Below are 22,478 nucleotides of genomic sequence, written 5' to 3'. Positions count from 1 at the left end.
ATCCATGAGCACGCCGGGACACCACACACCGCTGATCGATCGCCTGCCCAAAGTTCGCGGCAAGCTGCGTGAAGGCGCGCAACTGGCAAAAGTCACCTGGTTTCAGGTCGGCGGCCCGGCCGATGTGATGTTCCGCCCGGCCGATGAAGCCGATCTTGCAGATTTCCTGAAAGGCAAACCCGATGACATGCCGGTCACTGTGATCGGGGTGGGATCGAACCTTCTGGTGCGCGATGGCGGTATTCGCGGTGTTGTGATTCGCCTGGGCCGTCCGTTTACCGATGCCGTGATCAAGGATGGCGATCTGCATGTCGGTGCCGGCGCACTTGATCTGAATGTCGCGCAAGTCGCACAGCAGGCCGGGATCGCCGGACTTGAATTCCTGTCGGGTATTCCGGGAACCATCGGCGGGGCACTTCGGATGAATGCCGGGGCCTATGGCAGCGAGATCAAGGATGTTCTGATTTCCGCCACCGCCATCGACGGCAAGGGCATCAAACACACGGTGACGCCCGATGAAATGGGGATGTCATACCGCCACTGCGATTTGCCCGAAGACTGGATTTTCACATCCGCCATCCTGCGCGGCACAGCGGGCGATCCCGATGAAATTGCCAAACGTATGGACGAAATCCAGCAGGCCCGCGCCGGGTCCCAGCCGATCAAGTCACGAACGGGCGGATCGACCTTTGCCAATCCGGTGCCCGACCGCGCATGGGAAGTCATTGATGCGGCGGGATGTCGCGGACTGACCATCGGCGGGGCGCAAATGTCCGAGCAACATTGCAATTTCATGATCAATACGGGCAATGCCACCGCCCTTGATCTTGAACAGTTGGGCGATGAAGTCCGCAAACGGGTTAAGGAACATAGCGGCGTTGAGCTGCGCTGGGAAATCCGGCGCATTGGCGAACGCCTTGGCCACTCGATCATAGGAAAAGACGCATGAGCAAACATGTCGCTGTCATTCTGGGCGGTTGGTCAGCAGAACGCGAAGTATCCCTGTCATCCGGGCGCGAATGCGCCAAGGCCCTGCGTGAAAAGGGATATCAGGTCACCGAAATCGATGCGACCCGTGACCTTGCCAACCAGATCGCCGCAATCGATCCCAAACCCGACGTTATTTTCAACGCCCTGCATGGCCGCTGGGGCGAAGATGGCGCGGTTCAGGGTTTGCTTGAAATTCTGAACATCCCCTATACCCATTCCGGTGTCCGGGCATCGGCCATTGCCATGGACAAAATGTCGGCCAAGGCGATGTTTGCCGAATATGAAATCCCCTGTGCGCGCCATGTCTGGGTAAGCCGGGGCGATATCGCCAATGGCAAGGCACTGCCACCGCCCTATGTTCTTAAACCCAATAACGAAGGGTCTTCTGTCGGTGTCGAAATCATTCTGACCCCCGAAGAAGAACAGAACATGCTGGCGCGCGATTGGGTTCATGGCGATGGCGTCATGCAGGAAGAATTCATTGCCGGGCGCGAAATGACGGTTGCGGTAAAGGATGGCAAGGCGATGGAAGTCATCGAAATCCTGACCGGCAACCATGCCTTTTATGACTTTGAATCCAAATACGTCCAGGGCGGGTCCGAACACATCATTCCCGCCGACATTCACGGCAATCTGCGCGACCGTCTGCAACGCCATGCCGAGCAGGCTTACCGTGCGCTGGGCTGTCGTGGTGTGGCGCGCGCAGATTTCCGCTATGATCCGGAACAGGACCGGCTGGCCATCCTCGAAATCAATACCCAGCCCGGCATGACACCGACATCACTTGTTCCCGATGCGGCCCGCCATGACGGCATGAGCTTTGCCGATATCGTCGCATGGATGGTGGAGGATGCTTCATGCGAACGCTAGGCCCCGTTGGTACGCTTGAAGAACAGGCACGCGAACGTCGCGAAAAGCTTGATAAAAAGCATGGCATCGCCTCCAACCTGAAAAAGGTGGCGCGTGTCATGTGGTGGGCGGGCTTTGTCGGGGTCATTACAATCATTCCCGCAGCCCTTTGGTATAGCGGCAAGGCAGACAAATGGATTGCCATTGCCGAAGAGGAAAGTGTCCGCCTGTCTGCTGAACTGGGCATGACGGTCAAGAATATCGAAGTTTCGGGCCGGGAAAAAACCGATACCAACGCCCTTCTGGCAGCAATCGGTCAAAAGCCTGGCACACCGATCATTACCTTTGACGTTGATGCCGCGCGCGAACGGATCGAGCAGCTTTCATGGGTGCGCACCGCAACGGTTGAACGCCAGTTGCCCGATACCCTGATCGTGTCGATTGTTGAACGTAAGCCGCTTGCACTGTGGCAAACCGAAGATCGCGGTCACGTCCTGATTGATGGGGACGGTGAACAGCTTCAGAACTATGAACTTGGTGATTATCTTGATCTGCCGGTTCTGGTCGGGGACGATGCCCCGCAACATGCCGCCGAAATGCTTCAAACCATTCAAAGCATCCCGGATCTTTATGCCAAGGTCACCGGCGCACAGCGTATCGGTCATCGTCGCTGGAATATTCAGCTGTCGAACGGCATGTTCATCCGTTTGCCCGAACACGACATGGACAAGGCCTGGCAACGGCTTGAGATGCTTGACCGCGAACATGACCTTCTTGAACGCGACATCCTGATTGTCGATTTGCGTTTGCCTGATCGTACCTTTGTACGTCTGACACCGGGGGCGGCGGAAAAGCGCCGTAATCCCCCAAAGAAGGAGGGAGCGGTCTAGAACGGCCGCCTGAAATCACCAATCAGGACTGATTGACGCGCCAAACCGGTTTCGGTTCGCTAAGCGTTTGCAGCGTATCGGGTTCCGCCCCTTTGATCACATCAAGAAGATGCGAAGCCAGTTGCTGACCGGCAACAATCAGGTCTTCGCGCAAACTGTCGATCCGCGGGCGTGTCAGATCAAGCAAATCCGACGTTTCCTTGGCGATGACATCGGCATGCTTGCCAACCTCAAGCCCGGACTGCGTCATGCCGTCAATCAGTGCCATGGCACATAATTCACTGCCGCAAATGATCCCGTCCGGGACATATTCCTGATGACGAAGCGCCATGCCCGCCTGGCGTAGGACTTCGATGCTGCTGTCAAGATCGACACCGGGCAGGACCCTGAACGGGATGTTGGCCGGTTCGGCGATTTCCGCAAGGCCTGCCAATGTTTCCTGATAATAGGAAAATTCCGACGGCGGTGCCAAAAGCGCCAGACGGCTGCGCCCGCGTTTGATCATGCGTTCTGCCGCCATCCGGCAAAAGGCGCGGTTATCAAAATCGTGATAGGCATGATCCTGTATCGTCTGGCATCGCCCATGGGTGACAAATGGCAACCCACTTTGTCTAAGGGCATGAACCCGCTCGTCATCAGGCCGGATATGGGTCAGGATCACCCCATCGGCGGCCCGGGTTTCAAGGATATAGCGCACCGGGTCCATCGGATCATCCAGGCGCGATTGCGGCGTCACCACCAGATGGTATGGCGTGCCGCGAATGGCTTCTGAAATGCCGACAATCATGCGCCGGGCGAATTCAGGTACCTTGTCGGTCTGATCGAGGATCAGGCTGATGACATTTGTCTTGCCGGTGCGCAGCCTTACACCGGCGCGATCAGGGTGATAGCCGACCGCATCCGCGACCTTGCGGACACGTTCCTTGGTTTTTGCGCCGATATCGGGCGCATCCTTTAACGCACGCGATACCGTCGTGACCCCAAGCCCGGTCATCTCGGCAATGGTTTTAAGTGTGGGGCGTGACCGGGGGGATGTTATCCCCTTTCCGGTCAGATATGGATCAGACAGTTTTCCCAACCTCCGGGCTGAACGCGTAATTAACGCAACCGTTCACCGCTTTGTGGATCAAAAAACACAATCTTTTCAAGATTGAAAAGCAAATCGGCTACTTGATTGGCCGATCCTGACCAGTCCTGATGCAGGCGGGTAACGACTTCTTTGCCGCCCAGTGTCGTGATGGCATAGATATCCGCACCCGCAGGTTCGACAACGTCGATACGACAGGTTGCCTGAATGGATTTTTCGCCACCGCGCCCGGCCGCATCGGTTATGGCTTCGGGCCGGATGCCGACAATCACATCCTGCCCGTTGCGCGCACTGACCGTAACCGGCAGGGCGTCAAAGGACAGAACAAGCGGATCATCCCCCGCACGGCTCATTTCGATTGCATGGCCCCGCACAGTCGCCGGGATCAGGTTCATGGCCGGGCTGCCCATGAAGTCGGCAACAAACATGTTGCTGGGATCGTTATAGATTTCGGCCGGTGTGCCATATTGCTGGACAATCCCGTCTTTGAGGACCGCAATGCGCGTGCCCAGGGTCATGGCTTCGATCTGATCGTGGGTGACATAGACAATCGTGCTGCCAAATGTCTGATGCATCCGTTTAATCTCGGTACGCATATCCACACGCAGCTTGGCATCAAGGTTTGAAAGCGGTTCATCAAACAGGAACAGTTTCGGATTTCGCACAAGGGCCCGCCCCATGGCTACGCGCTGTCGCTGACCACCGGAAAGCTGACCGGGTTTGCGATCCAGAAGATGTTCGATCTGAAGCGTTTTGGCGACTTCGGCGACCTTGGCGTCGCGTTCATCCTTGGGCATGCCGCGCATTTCAAGGCCAAAGGCGATGTTTTGCCCGACATTCATATTCGGATAAAGCGCATAGCTTTGAAACACCATCGCAATATTGCGATCTGCCGGTGCCAGATCGTCAATCACGTTACCTTCGATCCGGATTTCCCCGGTGGTCAGTTTTTCCAACCCGGCGATGGTATTGAGCAAGGTCGACTTGCCACAGCCCGACGGCCCGACCAGCACCAGAAATCCGCCTTCTTCGACATCCAATGAAATATCGCGCAGGACATTTATCGGTCCGAAACTTTTGCATACCTTGTCGATCTGAAGAAATGACATGGTTCTTCCCCTGAATTTTCTGTTTTTGGCCTAACCCTTGACCGCGCCTGCCATCAGCCCGCGTACGAAATAGCGGCCCGATACGACATAGACGATCAGGGTCGGCAAGGCGGCAAGCACCGCACCGGCAAAGTGAACGTTGTATTCCTTGACCCCGGTCGAGGATGACACAAGGTTGTTCAGCGCAACCGTCATCGGCATCGAATCAAAGTCGGCAAAGGATGCCCCGAACAGGAAGTCATTCCAGATATTGGTGAACTGCCAGATCACGGTAACCACAATGATCGGTCCCGAACTTGGCAGAAGGATGCGGGTAAAGGTCCGCCAGAACCCGGCACCATCCATTTTGGCGGCCTTGATCAGTTCGTCCGGGAAAGCCGCGTAATAGTTGCGGAAAAACAGCGTGGTAAATCCAAGCCCGTAAACCACATGCACCAGAACCAAACCACTTGTTGTCCCGGCCAGTCCGATGGTGCCCAACACACGCGCCATCGGGATCAGAACGATCTGGAACGGAATAAAGCAGGCAAACAGCATCAGCCCGAAAACAATCTTGTCACCGGAAAACCGCCATTTGGTCAGGACATACCCGTTCAACGCCCCAAGGAAGGTCGAAATCGTTACCGCCGGCACGACCATCAAAATGCTGTTGATGAAATATGGGCTAAGCCCGGTTGGCTCGACCCCGATCTGTGCACTGGACCAGGCTGTCAGCCACGGTTCGAACGTGAAGTTCTCCGGGAATGCCATCATGTTGCCGCCGCGAATTTCATCAAGCGTCTTGACGGAATTCACCAGCATCACAAACAGCGGCAAAAGATAATAAACCGCAAACAGGATCAGGACCGCATAAAGACATGCGCGCAGCAAACGGGCCGATGAAAATGCAGGTTGCGAAGAATGTGCCATTACCGACGCTCCCTGAGTTCTGCATACAGATAGGGCACAATAATGGATGCAATCATCGCCAGCATGATGACCGCCGATGATGCACCAACCCCCATCTGGTTGCGGGTAAAGGTATAGGAATACATAAAGGTTGCCGGAAGTTCGGTCGCCCGTCCCGGCCCGCCATTGGTCAGCGCGATGACAAGGTCATAGGCCTTGATCGCCAGATGGGCCAACACCACGAAAGCCGACAAAAAGACCGGGCGCAATTGCGGGATCATGATCCTGGTATACAGGCTCCAGCGACCGGCACCGTCCATTTGCGCGGCCTTGAGGATTTCGCTGTCAATCCCGCGCAATCCGGCAAGAAACATCGCCATGACAAAGCCCGATGACTGCCAGACCGCGGCAATCACCACGGTATAGATCGCCATATTGCGATCCTTGATCCAGTCAAAGGTGAAGCTTTCCCACCCCCAAAGATGCATGGTGTTTTCAAGACCAAGTCCCGGATCAAGAAACCATTTCCATGCTGTCCCGGTCACAATAAAGGACAGCGCCATCGGATAGAGATAGATCGGGCGCAAAATGCCCTCGCCCCGGATTTTCTGATCCAGAAAGATGGCAAGAACAAGCCCCAGCAAAGAGCAAATCAGAATGTAAAGAATGCCAAAAATCGCAAGGTTCTGAAGGGCCGTGATCCAGTTACGCTGCCCCCACAAGCGGGCGTAGTTATCAAGCCCTTGCAGATCATAGGATGGCAACATCCGGCTGTCGGTCAGCGACAGATAGCCGGTATAAAGGATGAAACCGTAAACAAATAACAGGATTAAAAACAGACTGGGGCTCAGCACCAGCCGCGGAAGGATTTCCCGCAGGGTGGCTTCTGCCTTGCCGGGCAGTGAGTATTGCATTGATGATGCTCCGCACTTCCGCAATTCGGTTCGGCGGTCGGAAACCCGACCGCCGAGGATCATTTTTATTCTTACTGTGCAGACTCAACGGCGTTGACGAGTTCCTCGACCGCGGTCTCGGCGTCGTATTCGCCATTGAAGTGGGCTGTGATCACGTCATACATGGCGTTTTTGACACCGGCCGGGACCGAGTGACCATGGGCCATGGACCCGAACAGCGTGCCTTTTTTGTTGGCTGCTGCCAGTTCTGCCATGCCTTTTTTGCCACAGGCATCAAAGGCATCATTGGGAACGTCGGTACGGGCCGGAACCGATCCCTTGACTACGTTGAACGCCGACTGGAAGGTTGGCGACATCACTGCTGATGCCAGTTTCATCTGGGCGTCCTGACGGTCTTCACCGACCTTGAACATGACGAACTGGTCAGAGTTGAAGGTCACGGCATCCTGCGTTCCCGGGAAGCGGAAGCACATAAAGTCCTGATCGGGCACCTTGCCCGCATTCAGGAATTCACCCTTGGCCCAGTCGCCCATGAACTGAACACCAGCTTCCTTGTTGATCACCATCGCGGTTGCAAGGTTCCAGTCACGGCCCGAGAAATTGTCATCCACATAGCTGCGCAGCTTCGCCATGCGTTCAAACACGGTTTTCATGGTGTCGGAACCAAGTGCGTCGGGATCGGTATCGATCATCGATGCCTGATAGAAATCAGGCCCGCCCGTTGCCATTACGACCGCATCAAAGATGGTCGCGTCCTGCCAGGCCTGACCACCATGGGCAACGGCGGTGTAGCCAGCAGCCTTGATCTTGTCGAGGGCCGCAATCAGCTCATCCCAGTTGCCCGGCTGTTTCAGGCCAAGCTCGTCAAAGATCGCCTTGTTGGCCCAGACCCAGTTGGTCGAATGCACGTTGACCGGGGCTGCAATCCAGTGGCCATCATATTTTGAAAAGCCCTTAAGCGCATCGGGAACAACCGCATCCCAGCCTTCCTTGCTGGCAAGCTCATCAAGATTGGCCAGAACACCCTCGCCCGCCCAGTCCTTGATATCAAAGCCCAGCATCTGAACGGCTGTCGGTGCATTGCCCGATGTCACGCGCGCGCGCAAAACAGTCATTGCCTGTTCCCCGCCACCGCCTGCAACCGGCATGTCATTCCATGAAACACCCTGACCTTCGAGATCCTTTTTCAGAACCTGAAGCGCCTTTGCCTCGCCACCGGCGGTCCACCAGTGCAGAACCTCCACGCTTTCCTGTGCGGATGCGATGCTGGTGGAAAGACCCAGTGCCGCAATCATGCCAAGCCCGGCACGCGTCATCTTGCCAAGAAACATTTTGCTTCCTCCCTGTACGGTTATTGTTTCGGCGCTTGATTACTGCAACGTTACAGTTGAGTGTCAAGCTACACCTGTAACGTTGCAGTACAGCATGATATCAACCGCCCGAGAAACCCTTGATTGAGATATGGGCACTATCGCATCGCAAAATCGGACATTTCCGTGAAAAGCACGGTGACATGCAGAAGACTCGGTGCTGCCTTAACCAAATTGCAACCGCTTTTGATGGAAAACGGGCTTAATAACTTGGGTCATGACCCTGGGGCAGGTTCGCCTCCCTCCAATAACTTTAGAATAATTCAGAGCATTAAATTGGCACGCAGCAAGACAAGATCAGGATTGATTGCGGCCTTGGACATTGGAACGTCCAAGGTCTGCTGTTTCATTGCGCGACGCGAAAAGGACCATCCGCCGAAAATCATCGGTATCGGACACAACATGTCCAAGGGCCTTCAAAGCGGTTCGATCGCCAATCTTGATGCTGCACAGGAAGTCGTTCTGGCCGCGGTCAATGCGGCTGAAAAAATGGCGGGTCAGACCATTGAATCGGTCATTGTGAACCTGTCGGGTGGTCGCCCGGAATCAGAAACCCACACGGTTGAACTGCCATTAGGGTCGCGACCGATCGGCAATCTCGAGATCCGCAAACTGAATGACCAGAAAGAAGCCCTTCTGCGTCAGGCCGGTGACGAACTGATCCACACCGTTCCGCTCGGCTTCCGGCTTGACGGGGCCAGTACGATGAACGATCCGCGCGGCATGTATGGATCGACCCTTGGTCTTGATCTGCATTTCGTGCGCACCCAGACCGCGCCATTGCGCAACCTTGATACGCTTCTGGGACGATGTCATCTGGCGATCGAGGAAACCGTGGTCACGCCGCTGGCGTCCGGTCTTTCGGCACTGACCCCTGATCAGCGTGACCTTGGCGCAACCGTGATCGACATGGGTGCCGGCACAACAAGCGTTGCCGTGTTCAATGGCGGCCAGGTGATCTATACCGCCTCGATCCCGGTTGGTGGCGCGCATGTTACCCGCGATATTGCCTATGGCCTTAATACGTCGCTTAATCACGCGGAACGGATGAAGACCCTGCATGGCAGTGCCCTGACATCACCTTCGGATGATCAGGAAATCCTTGCGGTCCCGATCATTGGTGACGAAGACGAAAACAACTTCAACCATGTGCCGCGCTCGATGCTGATCAACATCATCAAGCCGCGCCTTGAAGAAACCTTTGAACTGATCCGTGATCAGCTTGAAGAACACGGCCTGACCCAAATCGGCGGACGCAGCATTGTCCTGACCGGCGGTGCAAGTCAGCTGAATGCCATTGCCGATCTCGCCAACCAGATGTTTGAACGTCCGGCATCCGTTGCCCATCCGCACGGGGTGACCGGCCTTGCAGAAGCAACCGCCGGCCCGGCATTTTCGGCCTGCGCAGGCTTGTTGCTGCGGGCGGTTGAACAAGGCAATGATCCCCTTAGCGAAGCAATGGCATCGATCCATCAATCGGGCGGTCGCTGGGGCCGTCTCGGGGCCTGGTTCAAGGAAAACTTCTAGTTTCCTCTGCCCCTTTCCCCTGACTGGCGCAGAAATCTGCGCAATCGAAAAACAAGTGCATTTTTTTCTGCATTTTTTCGAAAACTTTCGCGCGCATTAACAAGCCAATAACTCTTTGCCCGCTAAAACGGACTCGGAGGTCTTTGTGCCCGATGCATTTCGGGTACGCACAGGCAAAGGGAAGGCTTGTGTGATCTTAAGGGTCAGGACCTATTAATTTGATTGGAATGGCAGTGTTTATATTTGCGAACTCCAAGGAAAAGCCCGCAGAGCGGGTTGGCACCCCGGGCAAGGGATTTGACGCCGGAGTTCGTAAATATAAACACTGCCCTTCGGGTCAATCGGATTTTCGCGGGCTACTTTGTCTCAAAACCTTGAAAGATATTCATCTTCCTTCGGTTTTGATCCGCGTATCCGCATTAATCCGAATGACCATTCGAACCAAATTAATAGGTCCTGACCCTCAGCTCTAAAGCGCGGAGAGGAAGAGCAAACAATGAGTACAATCAATTTTTCCGTCCCTGAAACGGAAGAAAATCTAAAGCCGAAGATCACCGTTATCGGTGTCGGCGGTGCGGGCGGCAACGCCGTTAACAACATGATCGCGTCCGAACTCGAAGGATGCGATTTTGTCGTTGCCAACACAGACTCACAGGCCCTGACCCAAAGCAAAGCCACGCGCAAGATGCAGCTTGGCCGCAAGATTACCCAGGGTCTTGGTGCAGGCGCACGACCGGATGCCGGTAGTGCCGCCGCCGAAGAATCCATCGAAGACATTCAGGCCCAGCTTGAAGGCAGCCACATGGTATTCATCACCGCCGGTATGGGCGGTGGTACGGGTACCGGTGCAGCCCCGGTCATTGCACGTGCCGCCAAGGAAGCCGGCATTCTGACCGTTGGTGTCGTTACCAAACCGTTCCATTTCGAAGGTACGCGCCGTATGCGTACTGCCGAACAGGGCATCGAACAGCTTCAGCAATATGTCGACACCCTGATCATCATCCCGAACCAGAACCTGTTCCGGGTTGCGAACGAAAAAACCACTTTCGCAGATGCCTTCCAGATGGCTGACGATGTTCTGCGCAACGGTGTCCGTTCGATTACCGACCTTATGATGGTTCCGGGTCTTGTGAACCTTGACTTTGCCGACATTCGCACCGTGATGAGCGAAATGGGCAAGGCGATGATGGGCACCGGCGAAGCATCCGGCGAAAAACGTGCGCTTGAAGCAGCCGAAGCCGCCATTGCCAACCCGCTTCTGGAAGATGCATCGATGAAGGGCGCACGTGCGGTCCTGATCAACATCACCGGCGGCATGGATATGGCCCTGTATGAAGTTGACGAAGCTGCAAACCGCATTCGCGAAGAAGTTGCTTCCGAAGCCAACATCATCTTTGGTTCGACCTTTGATCCGACCATCGAAGGTGCACTGCGTGTTTCTGTTGTTGCCACGGGCATCGACGCCGAAGAAGTACGCCGTCCGCAGCCGACCACCGTTTCCGTTGCACAGCCCAAAGCAGCACAGCCGGCTGAAAAGCCGTCCATGCCGTCATTTGGTCAGCATGGCGCTGCCAACGCAGCAGCCAGCGTTGCTGAAACCACCCAGTCGGGCGGTGGCGATTATGCCGGTGGCGCATCCATCGATCACATTCCGGCCGAACGCTTTGCCGCGACCGGCAGCGCACAGCAGCCGGAACTGAGCCATCAGGCCGAAGCACAGGAAACCGGTTCCATTGAAATGGGCCAGACGGTTCTGAAACCGAAACCGGTTCTGCGCGCCAACAAGCCGATGGAAAAAACCAACAGTAACGGCGACATGGCCTTTATCCCGCCGCGCGCCGTTTCGCCAAGCGAAGCCGATCAGGTCAACCACAGCCCGGACGTCTTCGAAGCTGCCGATGCGCAGAACGCAACCTCTCCGCGTTCGGTTCTGAGCAGCCTGTTTGGCAAGAACAAAACCGTCAAGGAACCGCATCAGCACGCAGAGCCGAAAGTCTCGCAACCGCAGGCACCGGCACCGCGTCAGACTGAAATGTCTCTTGGCGAAGACAGTGCTTCTGTCATGAAGAAGGAGCCCGCTTCCCGGGGCAAGGCGCAAGGCGCGTCTGATGACCTTCTTGAAATTCCGGCCTTCCTTCGTCGTCAGGCGAACTGACGGCAAAACTCCGCGCGATGAAAGGGAAGGCTTCGGCCTTCCCTTTTTTTATAGGCAGACCATTTTATCTGACGCCCGAGACCGGCAACTGTGAAATGAAATGTTTCACATCGTTGTTTCAGAACAGAGAAACACAAACTCAAGCCATTGTTTTATTTGTAATTTTTACCATTTTCGATGATTTACAAAGCGTAACAAAGAGTGATTTGAGTGATTTTCACAACCTCTGTAGTGTCTGAAGCTAACGAAGTAAGGGTTACAGCCCTGCCAATGACTTCGACCAAGATTGATTGCAACCTGACTGACCTGATTTGGGGGTTCCTGTGAACAACATCGCCGACCTTAGTGCTGCCATCGCGCAGACAGGCGTCTCTGGTGACGATTACGTGCGTCAACGCACGCTTAAAGCGTCCATCGGCTGTGCGGGCGTCGGTCTGCATTCCGGTCACAAGATCCGCATCACACTGCACCCTGCCCCGGTTAACCATGGCATCGTATTTCGCCGCACGGATCTGGACGACCAGCCGTTGTTCCCGGCACGTTACGATGGCGTGATCGACACCCGCCTGTGCACCTGCCTGGGCGACGCTTCCCGTGGTATCAAGATCGGCACCATCGAACATCTGATGGCTGCTCTGGCCGGATCGCGCATTGATAACGTTCTGATCGATATCGATGCCGACGAAGTTCCGGTTATGGATGGCAGTTCGGCGCCGTTCAACTTCCTGATCGATTGTGTCGGCATCGAAGAACAAAATGCCCCGCGTCAGGTCATCGAAGTGCTCAAGGCAGTTGAAGTCGAATATAACGGCTGCACAGCACGTGTTGAGCCGGCCCACGGCTTTGAAATCGATTTCGAAATTGATTTCGCCAGCAAGGCCATTGCCAACCAGCGCATGAATGTCAAATTCGATGACGGTGTTTTTGTGGCCGACATCGCACGTGCCCGCACGTTCGGCTTCCTTCACGAAGTCGAAGCCATGCGTTCGGCCGGTCTGGCCCGTGGCGGTTCGCTTGACAATGCGGTTGTGCTGTCGGGCGATGAAGTCATGAATGAAGAAGGCCTGCGCTACGAAGACGAATTCGTTCGCCACAAGATCCTTGATGCGCTGGGCGATCTTTATACGGCCGGCTTGCAGCTTCAGGGCAAGGTAACCGCCTATAAATCGGGTCACCACGTCAATAACCTGCTGCTTCAGGCATTGCTGGCCGATGAAAGCGCCTATCAGGTTGTCCCGATGCCGAAATCAGCACTGCATGGTGCATCTGCACCGGTTCTGGCGACTGCGTAACTCGATAACGGGATTTGGAATCCGGCACAAAACATTCAAAATTGGCGGCCCGTCGGGTCGCCTTTTTTGTTGTCTGACCGCGTTTTTCCCACACAGATCAAAGCACAGGGTCAAGATCGGGCATAAAAGTCACCGATTGGCGACACAACTACTTGCCCAACCACGCCCTTCACATGATATAGTCCGGCGGATTTTCCCGTGAGTGCGTCACAAAATTCAAGGATAGGTCACAGTGCTTAGTACCGTTCGCGCCAAACACATCATTGCAACATGTGGCATGGCCATTCTGCTTGCTGCCTGCTCAAGCAATGAGGCACCGGAATATGTCGAACGTCCGGTATCCGAACTGTATAACGGTGCACAGGATCTTCTGGACGCCAAGGAATATCAAAAGGCTGCCCAGGCATTTGACGAAGTCGAACGCCAGCACCCCTATTCGGTCTGGGCGACCAAGGCGACCCTGATGTCGGCCTATTCCTACTATCAGGACAACAAATATGATGATGCCATCAACGCACTTGATCGCTTCATCTCGCTTCATCCGGCCAACCCGGATGTGCCATATGCCTATTACCTCAAGGCATTGTCCTACTATGAACAGATTTCCGATGTCGGCCGTGATCAGCAGATGACCCAGCACGCCATGGAGGCGCTTGATGACGTTATCCGCCGTTTCCCCGACAGCAAATATTCCCGCGACGCCAAGCTGAAAAAGGACCTTACGGTCGATCACCTTGCCGGCAAGGAAATGAGCGTCGGGCGCTATTATCAGGACCGTCAGGAATATCTGGCTGCGATCAACCGGTTCAAGTCGGTTATCGACAAATATCAGACCACAACCCACGTTCCCGAAGCACTTGCACGCCTGACCGAATGCTATTTGGCACTGGGTCTTGAGGGTGAGGCAAAGCGCACCGCAGCCGTCCTTGGCCACAACTTCCCGGGCAGCGAATATTACAGCGAATCCTACAGCCTTCTGGTCGGGGATGCCGGTGCCGAACGCACCGAAGAAAGCTGGTGGGATTCCGCAACCAAGTCGATCACCGACCTTTTCTAGGCCACTTGTGCAAAAGACCTGATCACCATCAGGTCTTCTTGACATCCGGGGCAAAACAACCATAGAACACAACAGGAACAAATAATAATAAGGTCCTGTTGCAAATCGCTTCTGCTCCGACCGCACAAGATCCCGGTTTTTGATCACGTGCCGGGTGTTGCAATACTTGCAAGCCGGGTCGGTATTGGGCACTCTGCAAGTCGCAAAGCTGTTTGACCAAACTGTCTGCTGCCCCGTTAACAACATCAGTACCCAGAAATGCTTCGACGCCTCAGCATTCGGAACGTAGTCCTTATCGACAAGCTGGATCTGGATTTCCATGACGGACTTAGCGTCCTGACAGGTGAAACCGGGGCCGGTAAATCCATCTTGCTGGATTCTCTGGGGCTTGCTTTGGGCGCACGCGCCGATAGCGGACTTGTCCGTCATGGCTGCGACAAATGCAGTGTCACCGCCACCTTCACCCTGCCACAAGGACACCCGGTTTTCCGGCTGCTTGCCGATCAGGATATCGATCTTGAAAGCGAAGAACTGGTGGTACGCCGCGTGGTAACCGCGGACGGACGGTCGCGAGCCTATGTCAATGACCAGTCGGTCTCGGTCGGGCTTTTGCGCGATGTTGGCAATTATTGCGTCGAAATTCAGGGGCAATTTGATCAGCACGGCCTGCTTGACCCGACAACCCACCGCGCCACCCTTGATGCCCATGGCAATCTTGGGGCGCTTGCCATGACGGTGCGCGACCACTGGCGGGCCTGGCGGGAAACGCAAAAAGAACTCAACGCTGCACGCGCACGCATCGACAAGGCGCGCGAAGAAGAAGAATGGCTTCGCCACGCGGTCGACGAACTTGAAAAACTGGGCCCCGAAGAAGGCGAAGAAGAACGCCTTGCCGAGGAACGCCAGTTCCTGATGCATGGTGAAAAGCTGGTTGCCGCCCTCAATGATGCCGGCACCGAGCTTTCGCGCGGCAAGGGTGCCGAAAGCGCGCTACGCAGCGCCCAGCGTTGCCTTGAACGTGAACTTGAAAAGGCCGATGGCCGGTTTGAACCGATCATCGAGGCGCTGGACCGTGCAGCCATCGAACTTGAAGAAGCCAATCGCGCCATTTCTGCCACCCTTGCCGATCTGAATGTTGATACCGGCCATCAGGAAAATGTCGAGGAACGGCTTTTTGCCCTTCGGGCTGCGGCGCGCAAATACAACGTGCCCGTCGATGGCCTGAATGCCCTGATGAAGGATTTCCGGTCCCAGATTGATCAGCTTGAATTCGGGGAAAAGGAACTGTCGCGTCTGACTGCTGCGGTTGGCGAACATCGCAATGCCTATATCGAAGCCGGACAAAAGCTGCATGCCGCACGCAAGGAAGCGGCTGCAAAGCTTGACGGCGCGATCAATGCCGAATTGCCGCCACTTCGCATGGAAAAGGCCCGCTTCGTTACCGATATCGAACTGGTTGATGAAAATGAATGGGGCATTGATGGCATCGACCGGGTGCAATTCACCGTTGCCACCAACCCGGGAAGCCCGCCGGGCGCGCTGAACAAGATCGCCTCAGGCGGCGAGTTGTCGCGGTTCCTGCTTGCGCTCAAGGTCGTTCTGGCACGTGTATCAGCCGTCCCCAGCCTTGTCTTTGACGAAGTTGACAGCGGTGTTGGCGGTGCTACTGCTGCTGCCATCGGACAGCGTTTGCATCTGTTGGCAAAGGAACGCCAGATCCTGGTGATTACCCACAGCCCGCAGGTCGCCGCACGCGGACGCACCCATTTCTATATTGCCAAGCGCGAAACAGACGGCACCATGGTGACCCGTGTCGACGCCCTGGTTGATGGTGCGCGCCGCGAAGAAATTGCCCGCATGCTGGCCGGGCATTCCGTCACCGCCGAGGCCCGTGCAGCGGCTGACAGCCTGCTTGAACAACCCAATTAAGATCCGGCAATTCACGCCGAACCCACTTCGAATACGGAACAAAAAGAATATGAACGCCGAACATGCGTCAAACAACACAAGCCTTCCGGAAATGCCCGCCACCAGCACCGAGGCACGCAAACAGCATGCGGAAATTTCCGATCGCATTCGGTCCTATAACGAAGCCTATTACGTCAATGACGAACCGCTTGTTCCCGATGCCGAATATGACGCATTGTTCAATCGCCTGATCGAACTGGAATCCCATTATCCGACGCTTAAGAAAAACAGCCCGACGCAGGAAGTCGGTGCGGCCCCGGCCGAAGGCTTTGCCAAGGTCAAGCACGCCCGTCCGATGCTGTCGCTTGGCAATGCGTTTTCACGCGATGACATTGTCGATTTTCTTGCCCGTATCCGCCGTTTCCTGAACCTGACGGCGCACAGTCCGGTCGAAGTCGTGGGCGAACCCAAGATTGACGGGCTTTCGCTTTCGCTGCGCTATGAAGGCCGGACGCTTGTTACAGCGGCAACCCGCGGCGACGGGGCCGAAGGCGAAGATGTCACCGCCAATGTCGCCCATATTGACGACATCCCCAAAACCCTGCCCGATGATGCGCCCGATGTGGTCGAAATCCGCGGCGAGGTCTATATGGCGCGATCCGCCTTTCAAAAGCTGAACGAGACACAGGCAGAAACCGGCGGCAAAACATTTGCCAACCCGCGCAACGCTGCTGCGGGTTCCTTGCGCCAGCTTGATCCTTCCATCAGTGCGAAACGCCCGCTTCGTTTCTTTGCATACAGCTTTGGCGAACTGTCCGAAAGTCTGGCACAGACACAGTGGGACTTTTTGCAAAAGGTCGCAGGCTGGGGCTTTGTCATCAACCCGCTGACACGCCGACTGAACGATGCCGATGATATCATGGCGTTTTACGACGAGCTGGCAAAACAGCGTCCGGACCTTGATTACGACATTGATGGCATCGTCTATAAGGTCAATGATTTTGAACTTCAGCTGCGGCTTGGCTTTGTCAGCCGTTCGCCGCGCTGGGCCATTGCCCATAAATTCCCGGCCGAGCAAGCCCGCACCCGCCTTAATGCCATCGATATCCAGGTTGGCCGCACCGGCGCGCTTACCCCGGTTGCCCGTCTTGAACCGGTCACGGTCGGCGGTGTTGTTGTGTCAAACGCCACTCTGCATAACCGTGACGAGATCGAACGTCTGGGTGTGCGGGTCGGTGACATGGTGGTCATTCAGCGTGCCGGTGACGTGATCCCGCAGGTAGTTGAAGTCATCCTTGATGAACGCCCCGAGGGAACCGAGGAATATCAGTTCCCCGATGAATGCCCGAAATGTCACAGCCATGCCATGCGCGAAGAAGGCGAAGCTGTCACCCGCTGCACCGGTGGTCTGATTTGCCCCGCACAGGCGGTTGAACGGCTTAAACATTTCGTATCGCGCAATGCCTTTGATATCGACGGCATGGGGGCCAAAAATATCGAGACATTCTTTGAACTGGGCTGGGTCAAATCACCGGGCGATATTTTCCGGCTTGAAACGGACCATGGCGATGCGATCAGAAAGCTTGAAGGCTGGGGTGATAAATCCGCAACCAAACTGTTTGACGGGATCAATGAACGCAGGACCATCGGGCTTGACCGGTTCATCTATGCGCTTGGCATTCGTCAGATCGGTCAGGCAACCGCCAAACTGCTTGCCCGACACTACGGGTCACTGGGCGAATGGCGCAACGCCATGATTGCCGCCAATCAGGCCGATAGTGACGCATTGCGCGAACTGATCAATATCGATCAGATTGGCCCCGGCGTTGCCAAGGACCTGATCGAGTTCATGGCCGAAGAACACAATCTGGCGGTGCTCGATGACCTGCAATTGTTGCTGACCATCACCGATGTCGAAGCGCCCACCGTTTCCGACAGCCCCGTTAGCGGCAAGACCGTTGTGTTTACCGGTAAACTTGAACTGTTTTCGCGCAACGAGGCAAAGGTCAAAGCCGAAAGTCTTGGTGCTAAAGTAGCGGGTTCGGTTTCGGCAAAAACAGATTATCTTGTTGCAGGACCCGGTGCAGGTTCCAAATTAAAGAAAGCAGAAGAATTGGGTGTGACTGTTCTTGATGAGCAAGGATGGCTTGATCTGATTGCCACGCAATAATGGCGGTCCATGACCGAAGGAATGGGTGCAGATGGAAGATCTCGGAAGTTTTTTTCGCCGCTACGTAGATGCACATCTTAAGCTCGATGAAGGCGCGCTTGACGAATTTTATCACTTTCCCTGTCTGATCAATGACCTGTCCGGTGTTCATGCGATTTCCAAGGCCGAGGATCTGCACAAATATCATCAGTCATTCTTTGACGAGTTGAAAAATGCGGATCTGGCCATGGCCAAATCGATGGTGGTCGAACAGCATTCCGCACTTCCCGGCGGGGCACGTGCAATCGTGTCCTTCCGGTTTGGCAATTCGGAAAACAACCTGATCTTTGACTGTGATTATGCCTTTGCCCTGCTGAAACAGGACGAAAAATGGAAGGTCGTTTTCGCCCAGCTTGATGAAATCCGTTACAGCGACCTGTATTGAGGTCCCTTGATGGCCGTTCCTGATCCCCGCCGGTTTCTGATTTTATGTACTGTGCTGCTGCTTGCAGGCGCACCGCCCATGGCCAAAGCCGACCCTGATTTTGAAACATTGTCGGGAACGGCGCGGGCCATTGATGCCGACACATTGGAATTCGGATTTCGGCGTGTGGACCTGTGGGGCGCGGATGCCATGAACCGGTTCCAGAAATGCCTGGTGAACGGTCAAAGCACGGCCTGCGGTGCAGAGGCATGGCAAGTCACCACCAATCTTCTGGTGGCCACCCCGATCACCTGCCGGGTTCAGGGCAAGAACCGCTATCACCGCAATCTGGCCATTTGTCGCAATGCCAATGGCATGGATATCGGACAAAGTCTGATTGCCCGGGGCATGGCGGTCGCGCGCCCCGATCAGATGCCCGAATATGGGGCGATCGAAGCCCGCGCTAGACAAAGCAGAACCGGCATATGGGCCGGGCAATTCATTGATCCGTTGAAATGGCGACGCGGTGAACGCCTTCCTGAACATGAAATCGAAGTCCGCCGCTGGTAAGGCCGCAAACCTGCAAGATCACCGGCTGGTTACGGTTTTATATTGGGCGCAAACGGCCGTGCCAGTAACCGCCCCAGCCCCGCAAGGCTGAAGCTGTTTTTCAACGATGCCACCCCCAAGGTCACAACCGCAAAACCGATCATTTGCGGAACCGTAAGAATTTCGCCCAGGAACAGCCAGGCAGCAAAAAATGTCATTGCCGGCCCCGACAGGGAAATCAGGGATGCCTGGGTCGCACCAATTCGCCGGATCCCCTCATACAAAAGGAAAAACGGGATCACGGTGCAAAAGATCGAAATGCCCGCCGTCCATGCAATTCCAGCCGGATTAAGGTTCAAAGGCTTCTGGACCACCAGTTCGTAAAGAACCATCGACAGCCCCGCCATTGTGTTGATCAGGGCCGCGAAATGCATCGACCCGATGGTTTTGATCATGCGCTGCCCGAAATACAGATAACAGGCATAGGTCAATGCTGATCCGAACGCCCAGGCCGCGCCATACCACAAACCGCCTGACACCATGTCAAAACCGCCCGGTGCCAATACCAGCATCAGACCGATATAGGTCACAACAAAACATACCACCTGACGGAATGGCGGGAAACGCCGTTTGTGCAAAGCTTCCAGGATCATCACCACCGCAGGAAAGGTAAACAGCACGATCCGCGAGACGGTCACATCGATCAGGGATACGGCGGTAAAATCAAACAGCGATGCCAAAAAGAACAATCCGCCATACAGCGCCCCCCATGCCAGATCGACCGGTTGCATCTTGCGATCGCCGGGGCGCTGTTTGCCAAACAGCATAACGCCAAGCCAAAAGAACGGCATCGCAATCAGAAACCGCAACAGCAACAAGCCATCAACAGTCATGCCGGTGGCATACACAAATTTGGCAAGCAGCCCCTTCATCGCAAGCGCGACGGTCGCCAGCAACACAATCGTCAGGGCGGAGCCTACCGGCTTTTCCGCATTTGCGCTTTTCTGTGTGCTGACAGGTGATGACTGCGCAGATGCCGTCGGGGCATCTGCATCCGCGTGGGGCTGTGATGTCATGGTGGTCTCCGATCCTCTCTCGGGCTCAGTGTTACCCGCAAGGTGCCATTATTCAATTCGAATTAATTGCTATCAGATATCAGCTTTGGCTATATCTTAGGGGAACGCATCCACAAATCCGGCTTGGAACCGTCATCCATGGATATCAAACAGCTGCGAAGTTTCGTGCATATTGCCGAATTGGGAAGCCTGTCACGCGCAGCCGAACGGTTGAACCTTTCCCAACCGGCGTTAAGCCGCCAGCTTAACCTGCTTGAAGAAACGCTTGAAACCAAACTGCTTGAACGAACCGGCCGCGGTGTAAAGCTGACCGAAGCGGGGCAAATGCTTGCCGAACGTGCACGCGTCATTCTGGCCGATCTGGCCCGCCTTGAAGCGGACCTGACAGCACGCAGCAGCCAGGTCACCGGGCATGTCCATGTCGGCGTCCCGCCAAGTGCCGGGATTGTCATTACCGGGGCACTGATTGAACGCCTTCGCGCCCATTATCCCGATCTGAATATTTCGGTTGCCGAAGACCTGACCGGTGATGTTCAGGAAGGCTTGCTGTCAGGTCGTCTTGATATCGGAATTTTACATGACGGCATGATTTCGCGCAGTTTGCATGCCGAACCGCTTTGGCGCGAAGACCTGTTTCTGATTTCCCACCCGTCACAGGTTGGCGAACAGGAAACCGAAATCGCCTATGAAGATGTCCTGTCGCTGCCGTTGATCATGCCGACCAACAAACACGGTTTGCGGGCCAAAATGCAGGAAGCTGCCTTTCGGGCCGGCCGTCCCCTGACCCCGGTGGTCGAAGCCGACGCATTGCGTGTGCTGGTCGATCTGGTTCATCGCAATGTCGGGCATACGGTTTTGCCGCGCAGTTCGCTTGTGATGGAACTGTCAACCGGGCGGCTCAAGGCCCGCCGGATCGTCAGCCCGGAACTGTCGCGCAAGGTGATGCTGTCCTGGCTTCATGATCGCCCGCTCAGTGCCGGGGCCAAGGCCGTGGTCGATACATTGCGTGATCTGGCCGGAACCATGCCAATGGCTGAAAAATGACCTTGGATGCAACAAGGCCCCGAACGCAATAACGGTCGGGGCCTTGTTCATAAGCTTATCTGAAAACCGGATCAGACAGGTGCCTTGCTGTCCGATGACTTCTGCCAAAGGTTCAGGCCGCCATCGGCTGCATATTTGTCGATTTCAGCCAGCTCTTCTGCGCTGAATTCAAGATTGTTCAGCGCATCAAGGCTGTTATCTAGCTGCTGCACATGACGGGCACCAATCAGGGCCGATGTGATTTCCGGACGCCGCAATACCCACGCAATCGCCATCTGTGCAAGGCTCTGCCCGCGGCGTTTGGCGATTTCATTAAGTGCACGGACACGATCAAGATTTTCTTCCGACAACATGCCTTTCTGGAAGGAACCTTCCAGGGCGGCGCGCGATTCTTCGGGCACACCGTTAAGGTATTTGTTGGTCAAAAGCCCCTGTGCCAGCGCCGAAAAGGCAATGCATCCCATGCCAAGTTCGGACAGCGTATCAAGCAAGCCATTCTCGACCCAGCGGTTCATCATCGAATAGGACGGCTGATGAATGACGCAGGGCGTACCAAGATCCTTAAGGATCGCGTGCGCCTGACGGGTCATTTCCGGGGAATAGGAAGAAATCCCGACATAAAGCGCCTTGCCCGACCGGACGATCTGATCAAGTGCACCCATGGTTTCGGCAAGCGGCGTGTTGGGGTCAACACGATGGGAATAGAAAATATCGACGTAATCAAGGCCCATCCGCTTGAGGCTCTGATCCAGACTGGAAATCAGATATTTGCGTGATCCCCATTCACCAAACGGCCCCGGCCACATGCGATAGCCCGCCTTGGTCGAAATGATCAGTTCGTCGCGATGTTTGCCAAGATCCTGGCTCAATACCTTGCCAAAGTTTTCTTCGGCAGACCCCGGGGGCGGGCCATAGTTGTTGGCCAGATCAAAATGGAACACACCGCGGTCAAAGGCGCGGCGGATCATTGCACGCTGGGTCTCATAGACATCCACGCCGCCGAAATTCTGCCAAAGCCCAAGCGTGATTTTCGGCAGCATAAGGCCACTATTGCCACAGCGGTTCCAGGTTTCGTCGTCATAGCGGTTGGGGTTTGCCATCCACTGTGTTTCGACTTCAGCCATGTCTTCCTCCAATTATCAGAAGCGGTTTTCCGCCTTCTATTGAATCGATCCAATAGATACTCTTTAAGCCATTCCC

At 55.4% G+C, this 22,478-nt stretch carries 19 protein-coding genes; 12 read left to right on the top strand and 7 right to left on the bottom strand.

Annotated features, from left to right (window positions below):
• Positions 1-4: 4 nt before the first annotated feature.
• The 3 genes from murB to SIB88_RS06700 are packed head-to-tail and all read left to right on the top strand — an operon-like array spanning position 5 to position 2,729.
• Complete coding sequence (murB, locus tag SIB88_RS06710) at positions 5-949, top strand: UDP-N-acetylmuramate dehydrogenase (protein WP_412557685.1); 945 nt, start codon at positions 5-7, stop codon at positions 947-949.
• The gene (locus SIB88_RS06705; RefSeq protein ID WP_412557684.1) at positions 946-1,860 is read left to right on the top strand and encodes a D-alanine--D-alanine ligase; all 915 of its coding nucleotides are present in this window, start codon (positions 946-948) and stop codon (positions 1,858-1,860) included. The genes murB and SIB88_RS06705 overlap by 4 nt, the downstream gene beginning before the upstream one ends.
• On the top strand, positions 1,848-2,729 hold the full coding sequence (locus SIB88_RS06700) for a cell division protein FtsQ/DivIB (protein WP_412557683.1): 882 nt from the start codon (positions 1,848-1,850) through the stop codon (positions 2,727-2,729). The genes SIB88_RS06705 and SIB88_RS06700 overlap by 13 nt, the downstream gene beginning before the upstream one ends.
• Positions 2,730-2,751: 22 nt before the next feature.
• Here the strand turns inward: SIB88_RS06700 and SIB88_RS06695 are convergent, their stop codons facing one another.
• From SIB88_RS06695 to SIB88_RS06675, 5 genes are all read right to left on the bottom strand, one after another.
• Positions 2,752-3,807: a LacI family transcriptional regulator gene (locus SIB88_RS06695; RefSeq protein WP_412557682.1), complete on the bottom strand. Its 1,056-nt coding sequence runs from the start codon at positions 3,805-3,807 to the stop codon at positions 2,752-2,754.
• A 20-nt stretch (positions 3,808-3,827) separates the two neighbouring features.
• Entirely contained in the window at positions 3,828-4,925 is a 1,098-nt protein-coding gene (locus SIB88_RS06690; protein WP_412557681.1) for an ABC transporter ATP-binding protein, read from the bottom strand.
• Positions 4,926-4,955: 30 nt separating this feature from the next.
• Complete coding sequence (locus tag SIB88_RS06685) at positions 4,956-5,834, bottom strand: carbohydrate ABC transporter permease (RefSeq protein ID WP_412557680.1); 879 nt, start codon at positions 5,832-5,834, stop codon at positions 4,956-4,958.
• The gene (locus tag SIB88_RS06680; RefSeq protein ID WP_101245712.1) at positions 5,834-6,727 is read right to left on the bottom strand and encodes a carbohydrate ABC transporter permease; all 894 of its coding nucleotides are present in this window, start codon (positions 6,725-6,727) and stop codon (positions 5,834-5,836) included. The genes SIB88_RS06685 and SIB88_RS06680 overlap by 1 nt, the downstream gene beginning before the upstream one ends.
• Positions 6,728-6,798: 71 nt before the next feature.
• Positions 6,799-8,058: an ABC transporter substrate-binding protein gene (locus tag SIB88_RS06675; protein WP_101245711.1), complete on the bottom strand. Its 1,260-nt coding sequence runs from the start codon at positions 8,056-8,058 to the stop codon at positions 6,799-6,801.
• Between the two features lie 249 nt (positions 8,059-8,307).
• Between SIB88_RS06675 and ftsA the strand changes: the two genes are divergently transcribed.
• The 8 genes from ftsA to SIB88_RS06635 all read left to right on the top strand — a co-directional run bounded on the left by ftsA (position 8,308) and on the right by SIB88_RS06635 (position 19,179).
• A complete protein-coding gene (ftsA, locus tag SIB88_RS06670) occupies positions 8,308-9,624 on the top strand; it encodes a cell division protein FtsA (RefSeq protein ID WP_369813527.1) in 1,317 nt (438 codons plus the stop codon).
• A 496-nt stretch (positions 9,625-10,120) separates the two neighbouring features.
• The gene (gene ftsZ / locus SIB88_RS06665; protein ID WP_341650892.1) at positions 10,121-11,779 is read left to right on the top strand and encodes a cell division protein FtsZ; all 1,659 of its coding nucleotides are present in this window, start codon (positions 10,121-10,123) and stop codon (positions 11,777-11,779) included.
• Between the two features lie 323 nt (positions 11,780-12,102).
• A complete protein-coding gene (lpxC, locus tag SIB88_RS06660) occupies positions 12,103-13,071 on the top strand; it encodes a UDP-3-O-acyl-N-acetylglucosamine deacetylase (RefSeq protein WP_082817857.1) in 969 nt (322 codons plus the stop codon).
• Between the two features lie 232 nt (positions 13,072-13,303).
• Positions 13,304-14,128 (top strand): outer membrane protein assembly factor BamD, encoded by an 825-nt coding sequence (locus SIB88_RS06655; RefSeq protein WP_082817856.1) that lies wholly within the window; start codon positions 13,304-13,306, stop codon positions 14,126-14,128.
• Positions 14,129-14,386: 258 nt separating this feature from the next.
• The gene (recN, locus tag SIB88_RS06650; protein WP_114113702.1) at positions 14,387-16,057 is read left to right on the top strand and encodes a DNA repair protein RecN; all 1,671 of its coding nucleotides are present in this window, start codon (positions 14,387-14,389) and stop codon (positions 16,055-16,057) included.
• A gap of 49 nt (positions 16,058-16,106) precedes the next feature.
• On the top strand, positions 16,107-18,206 hold the full coding sequence (ligA, locus tag SIB88_RS06645; RefSeq protein ID WP_287466202.1) for an NAD-dependent DNA ligase LigA: 2,100 nt from the start codon (positions 16,107-16,109) through the stop codon (positions 18,204-18,206).
• A 31-nt stretch (positions 18,207-18,237) separates the two neighbouring features.
• On the top strand, positions 18,238-18,630 hold the full coding sequence (locus SIB88_RS06640) for a hypothetical protein (protein ID WP_068519506.1): 393 nt from the start codon (positions 18,238-18,240) through the stop codon (positions 18,628-18,630).
• Positions 18,631-18,708: 78 nt separating this feature from the next.
• On the top strand, positions 18,709-19,179 hold the full coding sequence (locus SIB88_RS06635; RefSeq protein WP_228196362.1) for a thermonuclease family protein: 471 nt from the start codon (positions 18,709-18,711) through the stop codon (positions 19,177-19,179).
• 29 nt (positions 19,180-19,208) lie between these two features.
• Here SIB88_RS06635 and SIB88_RS06630 read toward each other — a convergent pair whose 3' ends face one another.
• Complete coding sequence (locus SIB88_RS06630; RefSeq protein WP_412557679.1) at positions 19,209-20,234, bottom strand: DMT family transporter; 1,026 nt, start codon at positions 20,232-20,234, stop codon at positions 19,209-19,211.
• Between the two features lie 138 nt (positions 20,235-20,372).
• Between SIB88_RS06630 and SIB88_RS06625 the strand changes: the two genes are divergently transcribed.
• Entirely contained in the window at positions 20,373-21,278 is a 906-nt protein-coding gene (locus tag SIB88_RS06625) for a LysR family transcriptional regulator (protein ID WP_068519503.1), read from the top strand.
• Between the two features lie 71 nt (positions 21,279-21,349).
• Here SIB88_RS06625 and mgrA read toward each other — a convergent pair whose 3' ends face one another.
• Positions 21,350-22,402, bottom strand: coding sequence for an L-glyceraldehyde 3-phosphate reductase (gene mgrA, locus SIB88_RS06620; protein WP_412557678.1), 1,053 nt, complete (start codon positions 22,400-22,402; stop codon positions 21,350-21,352).
• Positions 22,403-22,478 lie beyond the last annotated feature (76 nt).

Source organism: Thalassospira sp. MIT121401 (genome assembly GCF_047125595.1).
Lineage (GTDB): Bacteria > Pseudomonadota > Alphaproteobacteria > Rhodospirillales > Thalassospiraceae > Thalassospira > Thalassospira povalilytica.
Note: the sequence above shows the minus strand (reverse complement) of the source record. Positions and strands in the feature narration are given on the sequence as shown.

Coding starts and splice junctions, on each gene's coding strand:
- SIB88_RS06700 (WP_412557683.1), top strand. CDS start 1,848: ATGCGAACGCTAGGCCCCGTTGGTACGCTTGAAGAACAGGCACGCGAA.
- ligA (WP_287466202.1), top strand. CDS start 16,107: ATGAACGCCGAACATGCGTCAAACAACACAAGCCTTCCGGAAATGCCC.
- murB (WP_412557685.1), top strand. CDS start 5: ATGAGCACGCCGGGACACCACACACCGCTGATCGATCGCCTGCCCAAA.
- SIB88_RS06685 (WP_412557680.1), bottom strand. CDS start 5,834: ATGGCACATTCTTCGCAACCTGCATTTTCATCGGCCCGTTTGCTGCGC.
- ftsZ (WP_341650892.1), top strand. CDS start 10,121: ATGAGTACAATCAATTTTTCCGTCCCTGAAACGGAAGAAAATCTAAAG.
- SIB88_RS06690 (WP_412557681.1), bottom strand. CDS start 4,925: ATGTCATTTCTTCAGATCGACAAGGTATGCAAAAGTTTCGGACCGATA.
- mgrA (WP_412557678.1), bottom strand. CDS start 22,402: ATGGCTGAAGTCGAAACACAGTGGATGGCAAACCCCAACCGCTATGAC.
- SIB88_RS06705 (WP_412557684.1), top strand. CDS start 946: ATGAGCAAACATGTCGCTGTCATTCTGGGCGGTTGGTCAGCAGAACGC.
- recN (WP_114113702.1), top strand. CDS start 14,387: ATGCTTCGACGCCTCAGCATTCGGAACGTAGTCCTTATCGACAAGCTG.
- SIB88_RS06625 (WP_068519503.1), top strand. CDS start 20,373: ATGGATATCAAACAGCTGCGAAGTTTCGTGCATATTGCCGAATTGGGA.
- SIB88_RS06630 (WP_412557679.1), bottom strand. CDS start 20,234: ATGACATCACAGCCCCACGCGGATGCAGATGCCCCGACGGCATCTGCG.
- SIB88_RS06640 (WP_068519506.1), top strand. CDS start 18,238: ATGGAAGATCTCGGAAGTTTTTTTCGCCGCTACGTAGATGCACATCTT.
- SIB88_RS06675 (WP_101245711.1), bottom strand. CDS start 8,058: ATGTTTCTTGGCAAGATGACGCGTGCCGGGCTTGGCATGATTGCGGCA.
- SIB88_RS06680 (WP_101245712.1), bottom strand. CDS start 6,727: ATGCAATACTCACTGCCCGGCAAGGCAGAAGCCACCCTGCGGGAAATC.
- SIB88_RS06635 (WP_228196362.1), top strand. CDS start 18,709: ATGGCCAAAGCCGACCCTGATTTTGAAACATTGTCGGGAACGGCGCGG.